7 protein-coding genes are annotated in these 8,173 nt (G+C 74.2%); all 7 read left to right on the plus strand.

Features of this window, described 5'->3' with window-relative positions; translation table 11 throughout:
- Positions 1 to 44 precede the first annotated feature (44 nt).
- The 7 genes from ACFW1A_RS12870 (at position 45) to ACFW1A_RS12900 (ending at position 8,036) form a co-directional block, all read left to right on the plus strand.
- Entirely contained in the window at positions 45 to 710 is a 666-nt protein-coding gene (locus ACFW1A_RS12870; protein WP_380408129.1) for an SCO family protein, read from the plus strand.
- Entirely contained in the window at positions 710 to 1,189 is a 480-nt protein-coding gene (locus ACFW1A_RS12875; protein WP_380408131.1) for a copper chaperone PCu(A)C, read from the plus strand. Before ACFW1A_RS12870 ends, ACFW1A_RS12875 begins: the two co-directional genes overlap by 1 nt.
- Before the next feature lie 7 nt (positions 1,190 to 1,196).
- Positions 1,197 to 3,155 (plus strand): FixH family protein, encoded by a 1,959-nt coding sequence (locus ACFW1A_RS12880; RefSeq protein ID WP_380408133.1) that lies wholly within the window; start codon positions 1,197 to 1,199, stop codon positions 3,153 to 3,155.
- Positions 3,156 to 3,165: 10 nt separating this feature from the next.
- Entirely contained in the window at positions 3,166 to 4,380 is a 1,215-nt protein-coding gene (efeB, locus tag ACFW1A_RS12885; RefSeq protein ID WP_380408135.1) for an iron uptake transporter deferrochelatase/peroxidase subunit, read from the plus strand.
- A 101-nt stretch (positions 4,381 to 4,481) separates the two neighbouring features.
- Entirely contained in the window at positions 4,482 to 5,417 is a 936-nt protein-coding gene (gene pheA, locus ACFW1A_RS12890; RefSeq protein WP_380408137.1) for a prephenate dehydratase, read from the plus strand.
- Positions 5,418 to 5,961: 544 nt separating this feature from the next.
- The gene (gene serS / locus ACFW1A_RS12895) at positions 5,962 to 7,236 is read left to right on the plus strand and encodes a serine--tRNA ligase (protein WP_380408139.1); all 1,275 of its coding nucleotides are present in this window, start codon (positions 5,962 to 5,964) and stop codon (positions 7,234 to 7,236) included.
- Positions 7,233 to 8,036 (plus strand): HAD family hydrolase, encoded by an 804-nt coding sequence (locus tag ACFW1A_RS12900; RefSeq protein ID WP_380408141.1) that lies wholly within the window; start codon positions 7,233 to 7,235, stop codon positions 8,034 to 8,036. Before serS ends, ACFW1A_RS12900 begins: the two co-directional genes overlap by 4 nt.
- Positions 8,037 to 8,173 lie beyond the last annotated feature (137 nt).

Here is an 8,173-nt window from a genome sequence, read left to right on the forward strand (position 1 = left end):
GACCACCGGCCCGGCGGGCCCGTCGCACCGATCGGACTCCCGCCATGCCCCGCACCCCCCGCCGCCTGGTCGGCGCCGCCGCGCTCGCCCTCACCGCCGCGCTGGCGCTGACCGCCTGCGGCTCCTCGGCCAAGCCGAGCAACGCCTCCGCCGTGGTCTCCAAGGAGGCGAGCAACTCGCCCTACCGGGGCACCCCGCTGAGCGCGCACTTCGACAAGCCGGACCTGACCCTGACCGACACCGGCGGGCAGCCCTACGACCTGCGCGCGCGGACCGCCGGGCGGACCGTGCTGCTCTTCTTCGGCTACACCAGCTGCCCGGACGTCTGCCCGACCACCATGGGCGACATCGGCGTGGCGATGCAGAAGGTGCCGGCCGAGGACCGGCAGAAGATCGACGTGGTCTTCGTCTCCACCGACCCCCAGCGCGACACCCCCAAGGTGCTGCGGACCTGGCTGGACTCGTTCGACAAGGACTTCATCGGGCTGACCGGCGACCTGGACAAGGTCAAGGCCGCCGCCAAGTCGCTGGGCATCCTGGTGGAGGACCCGGTGGTGAACAAGGACGGCTCGGTGACCTCCTCGCACGGCGCCCAGGTGCTGGCCTTCCTCCCCTCGGACGACAAGGCGCACGTGCTCTACCTGAGCAACACCTCGCAGGACGTCTTCGCCCACGACCTGCCGCTGCTGGCCAAGGGGGTGGCCGCCTGATGGCCGGCGCCACCCGGTTCAGCCGCCTCGCCCTGGCCGGGGCCGGACTGGCGGCCGCGCTGACCGCCACCGCGATAGTCGTCGCCGGCGGCGGGGACAGCCACGCGGCGGCCCGCCTCAGCGTGGCCGACCCGTACATCCCGCTGCCGGCCGGCGCCGACCAGATGGCGGCGGGCTACCTGACCGTGACCAACGCCGGTGCGGGCACCGACCGGCTGGTCCGGGTGAGCAGCCCGGGCGCCAGTTCGGTGACCATGCACCGCTCCACCGACTCCAGCATGGAGTCGGTGGACGCCCTGGTGGTCCCGGCCAACGGTGCGCTGACGTTGACCCGCGGCGGCACCCACCTGATGATCATGGGTTGGCAGAAGCCGCCGGCCGTCGGGGACCAGTTGGAACTCGACCTGACCTTCGAGAAGGCCGGCACCATCGCCGTCCAGGTACCGGTCAAGCCGCTCACCTACCGCCCCGGGAGCTGATCCACCGATGCGCAGAGTCCTCGCCTGGCTGACCACGCTGGGCTCCCTGCTGGTGCTGCTGCTCGCCACCGCCGCACCGGCCCAGGCCCACGCCGCACTGCTGCGCACCGATCCCGCGCAGAACTCGGTGGTGGCCGCCGCCCCGAGCAGCGTCACGCTGACCTTCAGCGAGGGCGTGACCCTCTCCGGCGACTCGGTGCGGGTGCTGGACCCGGCCGGCAAGCAGGTGGACACCGGGAACCCGGGGCACGCCGACGGCCGGGACGACACCGCCCGGGTCGGGCTGCGCGGCGGGCTGGCGGGCGGTACCTACACGGTGGCCTGGCGGGCGGTCTCGGAGGACACCCACCCGGTCGGCGGCGCGTTCACCTTCTCGATCGGCGCGCCCTCGGACACCTCGGTCAACCCGGCGACCGTGCAGGGCGAGCAGGCCGACCCGGTGGTGGCGGCGCTGTACGGGACCGGGCGGGCGGTCGCCTACGGGGCGTTCGCGCTGCTGGTCGGCGTGGCGGCGTTCGTGCTGCTCTGCTGGCCGCGCGGAGCGGGCACCCGGGCGGTGCAGCGGCTGCTGATGGGCGGCTGGGTGGCGCTGCTGGCCGCCACGGTCGCGGTGCTGCTGCTGCGCGGACCGTACGAGAAGGGCACCGGGCTGGGGCAGGCGCTGGACCTGCTGCAGGTGCGCACCACGCTGGACGAGCGGCTCGGCACGGCGCTGGCCGCCCGGCTGCTGCTGCTGGCGGCGAGCGGGGTGTTCCTGTCGCTGCTGGTCGGCCAGCTCGGCCAGGAGCCGGCGGACCGCGACGGGGCGGCGCCGGCCGAGCCGGAGCCGACCGGGGACGCGGAGGAGGACGAGCTGCGCCGGCTGGAGCGGCGGGCCGCCGAGCGGCCGCAGCGCGAGGCCCGGCTGGCCCTGGGCGTGGGCGGGCTGCTGCTGGCGCTGGCGCTGGCGGCCACCTGGGCCGGGGCCGACCACGCGGCGGTGGGCACCCAGGTCTGGCTGGCGCTGCCGCTGGACATGCTGCACCTGGTGGCGATGGCCTGTTGGCTGGGCGGGCTGGTGGCGCTGCTGGTCGGGCTGCGGCACGGGGCCGGGGCGGCGGCGGCCGACCGGTTCTCCGGCGTGGCGCTGGTCTCGGTGAGCGTGCTGGTGGCCACCGGGCTGTACCAGGCCTGGCGCGGGATCGGGTGGTCCTGGTCGGCGCTGGTGGACACCCGGTACGGGCAGCTGCTGCTGGTCAAGGTGGCGCTGGTGCTGACCATGGTGGCGGTGGCCTGGTTCTCCCGGCGGTGGACCGCCCGGCTGCGGCAGGTGCCTGACGGCGCGTCGGACGGGGCGGCGCCGGCGGTCGAGTCGGCCGGGGCCACCGTCCCCGAGCCGGACGAGGACCCGGTCCGGGCCGCCCAGCTGGCCCGGCAGCGGGCCGCCCTCACCCAGGCCAAGGTGCGCCGGGCGCGGGACGGCTCGCCGGTGCGGGCCGGGCTGCGCCGCTCGGTGCTGGTCGAGGCCGGGATCGCCTGCGCGGTGCTGGTGGTGACCACGATGCTCACCAACTCCCCGCCCGGCCGGGTGGCCGCCCAGGTGGCCGCCGCGGCGCCGGCCGCCGGCGGCGCGGCGACGGGGCGCACCGTGGAGCTCAAGCTGCCGTACGACACCAAGGGCAAGGGCGCCGGTGCCCGGGGCACCGCCGTGCTGACCCTCGATCCGGCCGCCACCGGCGGGAACCAGGTCACCCTGACCGTGGTCGACGCCGCCGGGCAGCCGGTGGACGTCCCCGAGGTGCAGGTCTCCTTCACGCTGCCCGACCGGGACCTCGGTCCGCTGCCGGTGGCGCTGGCCAGGGCCGGCACCGGCCGCTGGACCGGCACCGCCCAACTGCCGCTGGCCGGCGACTGGGTGGCCGCGGTCGCGGTCCGGTCCTCGGACATCGACCAGGACACCGAGACCAAGCAAGTCACGATCGGCTGAGGTGGCACAGATGGCTGAGTACGCCGGCTTCTCCCGCCGGGCCCTGCTCGGCGGCACCGCCGCCGGGGTCGCGGTCGGCGCCACCGGCGGGGCGCTGGCCCGGGCCGCGGCGGTGCCCGCGCAGAGCCGCCCCGTCCCGCTGGGGGCGGCCCGCACCGAGTTCCACGGACCGCACCAGGCGGGCATCCTGCAGCCGCAGCAGGCCCGGGTGCAGCTGGCCGCCTTCGACCTGGCCCCGACCGCCGGGCGGGACGGGCTGCGCCGACTGCTCCGCACCTGGTCGCAGACGGCCGCCGCGCTGGCCCTGGGCGAGCCGGGCGGGGCGCACGAGAACCAGATCGCGCTGGACGCCGGGCCGTGCTCGCTGACCGTCACGGTCGGCCTGGGCGGCTCGGCCTTCGACAAGGCGGGCCTGGCCGCGCACCGCCCGCCGCAGCTGGCCGGCCTGCCCGCCTTCCCGCAGGACGCGATCGACCGCGCCCGCAGCGACGGCGACCTCTTCCTGCAGATCGGCGCCGACGACGCGCTGGTGGCCTTCCACGCGCTGCGGGTGCTGCAGCAGCAGGCGGCGGGCACCGCCTCGGTGCGCTGGCAGGCGGCCGGCTTCAGCCGCACCCCGGGCGCCACCGCGCAGCCGCGCACCGGGCGCAACCTGATGGGTCAACTGGACGGCACCAACAACCCCCGCCCGGGCGACCCGGACTTCGCCGCCCGGGTGTTCGCCACCGGCCCCGACTGGCTGGCCGGCGGCTCCTACCTGGTGTTCCGGCGGATCCGGATGCTGCTGGACGACTGGGAGCAGCTGTCGACGGACCGTCAGGAGCGGTTCGTCGGACGCCGCACCTCCGACGGCGCCCCGCTCTCCGGGGGCACCGAGAACACCCCGGTGGACCTGGCCCGGCGCAACCCGGACGGCACGCTGGCCGTCCCGGCGGACGCGCACATCCGGCTGGCCGCGCCCGCGAACAACGGCGGGGCGGCGATGCTGCGGCGCGGCTTCTCCTACGCGGACGGGGTGCTGCCGGACGGGTCGCCGGACGCCGGGCTGCTCTTCCTGGCCTTCCAGGCCGACCCGGCCCACGGCTTCGTGCCGGTGCAGCGCTCGCTCTCCCGGGGCGACGGCCTGACCGGGTTCCTGCGGCACGAGGCCAGCGGCCTGTACGCGGTGCTGCCCGGGGTGCCGGCCGGCGGCGGGTACCTGGGCCAGTCGCTGCTGGAGAGTTGACCGAGCCTGCCCAAAGAGCGGACCCCGGCCCCGGGCGGGTGCGGATGTGGCTATCGTGACAGGGCTGGAGCAGACCACCAACGCACTCGGAGGACGCGGACATGTCGGCCACCCGCTACACCTATCTCGGGCCCGCCGGCACCTTTACCGAGGCCGCGCTGCTCACCCTGCCGGAGGCGGCCACCCGCGAACTGGTGCCGCTCGCCTCGGTGCAGGCCGCGCTGGACGCGGTGCGGGCCGGCGAGGCGGCCGGGGCGTTCGTGCCGATCGAGAACTCGGTGGAGGGCGCGGTCACCGCGACCGCGGACGAGCTGGCCACCGGCGCACCGCTGATGATCTACCGCGAGGTGCTGCTGCCGATCAGCTTCGCGCTGCTGGTCCGCCCGGGCACCGAGCTGGCCGACGTCAAGACCGTCACCAGCCACCCGGTGGCCCAGCCGCAGGTGCGCCGCTGGCTGGCGGCCCACCTGCCGGACGCGACCTGGGAGGCCGCCTCCTCCAACGCCGAGGGCGCCCGGCTGGTCCAGGACGGCCGGGCCGACGCGGCGATCGCGGGCGAGTTCGCCGCCCCGCTGTACGGGCTCGAGGTGCTGGCGCACGACATCCACGACGCGGCCAATGCGACCACCCGGTTCGCGCTGGTCGGCCGGCCCGGCCGGGTCTCCTCGCCGACCGGCGCGGACAAGACCTCGATGGTGGTCTGGCTGGGCGACAACCACCCCGGTGCGCTGCTGGAACTGCTGCAGGAATTCGCGGTGCGCGGGGTCAACCTGATGCGGATCGAGTCCCGGCCGACCGGTGAGGGGCTCGGCAACTACTGCTTCGTGATCGACTGCGAGGGCCACCTCACCGAGCGCCGGGTGGGCGAGACCCTGATGGGGCTGCGGCGGATCTGCCCGCAGATCCGCTTCCTCGGCTCCTATCCGCGGGCCGACCGCCGCGAGCCCACGCCCCGCCAGCCCGGCACCTCGGACCAGGATTTCGACCGGGCCGCCGACTGGCTGGCCCGCTGCCTGGACGGCCGCGGCGAGAGCTGAGCCGGGCGCCGGGAAAACCGGTCGCGAAGGCCCGGATTGATCGGGGAACGGTGCGGGTCCGCCGTTTCCCGATCGTTCATTTCAGGCCCGTTCGGGTGACACGCAATCCACCCCGAGCGACCGGACGGTGCCGCACCGTCATCCACAGGCCGGTGGACAGGGCCCTCACTCATCCACAGGCTGCCGGGAAACCCCCAGGTGCCACAGTTATCCACAGGCCTGGGGATGAGTCGACAAAACGGCATAGCCACTCACAGGTCCGATCGGATCATCTGCTAGCGGATCAGATCGGACCAATCACACCAGAGTCATCCTTCTGCCAATAAGTCACCCGGCCGAGCGAGCGAATTCGCTCCGCCAGGACGGCGGCTCCAGGTTTGAAACCTGGAAAACCCGATTTCATGGCGGTCTTTTCAGCGAAGCCGAGTCATCCACAGGTCCTCGTCGACACCTGTGGACAAACTCCGGAAGACGATCCTCCGCAGCAAGTTATCCACAGGAAAATCAGAGTTATCCCCACCCCCTTCCCTGTAGGCTTGCCCCCGTGATTGACCTTCGCCTGCTTCGTGAGGACCCTGACCGAGTGCGCGCCTCGCAGCGCGCCCGTGGCGAGGACGTCGACCTGGTCGACGCCCTGCTCGCCGCCGACGAGCGCCGCCGCTCCTCGGGCAGTCGCTTCGACGAGCTGCGCAACGAGCAGAAGCTGCTCGGCAAGCAGGTCGCCCAGGCCAAGGGCGAGGAGAAGGCCGCGCTGCTGGAGCGCACCAAGCAGCTGGCCGCCGAGGTCAAGGCCGCCGACGCCGAGCAGGGCGGGGCGAAGGACGAGGCCGAGCGGCTGCTGCGCTCGCTCGCCAACCTGATCGACCCGGCCGCGCCGATCGGCGGCGAGGAGGACTTCGTCACGCTGGAGGAGATCGGCACCCCGCGCGACTTCGCGGCCGAGGGCTTCGAGCCCCGCGACCACGTCGAGCTCGGCCAGATCCTCGGCGCGATCGACACCGAGCGCGGCGCCAAGGTGGCCGGCGCCCGCTCCTACTACCTGACCGGCGTCGGCGCGCTGCTCGAACTCGCCCTGGTCAACATGGCGATCGCGCAGGCCACCGCGGCCGGCTTCATCCCCATGATCACCCCGACCCTGGTCCGCCCGGCCGCGATGGACGGCACCGGGTTCCTCGGCCAGGCCGCCGAGAACGTCTACCACCTCGCCGAGGACGACCGGTACCTGGTCGGCACCAGCGAGGTGCCGCTGGCGGCGTACCACATGGACGAGATCATCGAGGCCGAGAAGCTGCCGCTGCGCTACGCCGGCTACTCCTCCTGCTTCCGCCGCGAGGCCGGGACCTACGGCAAGGACACCCGCGGCATCATCCGGGTGCACCAGTTCGAGAAGGTCGAGATGTTCGTCTACACCTCCCCCGAGGAGGCCGAGGCCGAGCACCGCCGCCTGCTGCAGTGGGAGAAGGACTTCCTGAACGCGCTCGAACTGCCCTACCGGGTGATCGACGTGGCCTCCGGCGACCTGGGCGCCTCGGCGGCCCGCAAGTTCGACATCGAGGCCTGGATCCCGACCCAGGGCAAGTACCGCGAGGTCACCTCGACCTCCAACACCACCGAGTACCAGTCCCGCCGGCTGTCCATCCGGATGCGCGAGGACGGCAAGGCCCGCCCGCTGGCCACCCTCAACGGCACCCTGGTCGCCGTGCCCCGGACCATCGTGGCGATCCTGGAGAACCACCAGCAGGCCGACGGCAGCGTGGTGCTGCCCGAGGCGCTGCGCCCCTACCTCGGCGGCCGGACCACGCTGGACCCGGTCAAGTGACCGCCGCCGTGCCGTTCCGGCTGGTCGCGACCGACCTGGACGGCACCCTCCTCACCCCCGAGGAGACGGTCTCCGCCCGCACCCGGGCCGCCCTGGCCACCGCCACGGCGGCCGGGGCGGTGCACATCGTGGTCACCGGGCGCTCGGCCACCTCGGCCCGCCCGGTGCTGGACCAGATCGGGTACACCGGGCTCGCGGTCTGCGCCCAGGGCGGCCAGGTGTACGACGCCGGGGCGCACCGGCTGCTCACCTCGATGACGCTGGACCGCCGGCAGGCCGCGCTGGCGGTGGAGAAGCTCACCGCGGAGATCGGTCCGCCGGCCCTGGCGGCCAGTCAGGACGGCCTGACCGGCGGGCTGCTGGCGCAGCCCGGCTACCGGATGCACAGCTCGCTGCCGGTGGCCCGGGTGGCGACCCTCGCGGAGCTGCTCGCCGAGCCGGTGGCCAAGCTCTTCGTCCAGCACCCCGACCTGACTGACGATCAACTGGTGGCGACCGCCCGCCGGGTGGCCGGCGACCTGGTCGGCGTGGTGCTGGCCGGCCAGGGGCTCGTCGAGCTGCTGCCGCTGGGGCTGTCCAAGGCCACCGGGCTGGCGGTGGCCGGGGCGCGACTGGGCCTGCGCGGGGCGGACGCGATCGCCTTCGGCGACATGCCGAACGACGTGCCGATGTTCCGCTGGGCCCGGCACGCGGTGGCGATGGCCGACGCGCACCCGGAGGTGCTGGCGGTGGCCGACGAGGTGACCGCGAGCAACGCCGAGGACGGCGTGGCACTGGTGCTGGAGCGCCTGTACGGCTGATCCGGCGCCGGCGAACCTGCGGCGAGGGGCCCCCCACCCGGGGGGGGGGGGGCGCCCGGGGTGCCCGGAAATTGTTGTTGGTGGTTGTGGCTGGGGGGTCGTCCCCCGCCCGGGGGCTGTTTGGGTTAGTGGTACGC

Origin of the sequence: Kitasatospora sp. NPDC058965 (genome assembly GCF_042741245.1) — a bacterium.
In the GTDB taxonomy this organism is placed as follows: domain Bacteria; phylum Actinomycetota; class Actinomycetes; order Streptomycetales; family Streptomycetaceae; genus Kitasatospora.

Bases quoted from the DNA above. Each gene is read 5' to 3' on its own strand.
- ACFW1A_RS12870 (WP_380408129.1), top strand. From the start codon at position 45: ATGCCCCGCACCCCCCGCCGCCTGGTCGGCGCCGCCGCGCTCGCCCTC.
- ACFW1A_RS12875 (WP_380408131.1), top strand. From the start codon at position 710: ATGGCCGGCGCCACCCGGTTCAGCCGCCTCGCCCTGGCCGGGGCCGGA.
- ACFW1A_RS12880 (WP_380408133.1), top strand. From the start codon at position 1,197: ATGCGCAGAGTCCTCGCCTGGCTGACCACGCTGGGCTCCCTGCTGGTG.
- efeB (WP_380408135.1), top strand. From the start codon at position 3,166: ATGGCTGAGTACGCCGGCTTCTCCCGCCGGGCCCTGCTCGGCGGCACC.
- pheA (WP_380408137.1), top strand. From the start codon at position 4,482: ATGTCGGCCACCCGCTACACCTATCTCGGGCCCGCCGGCACCTTTACC.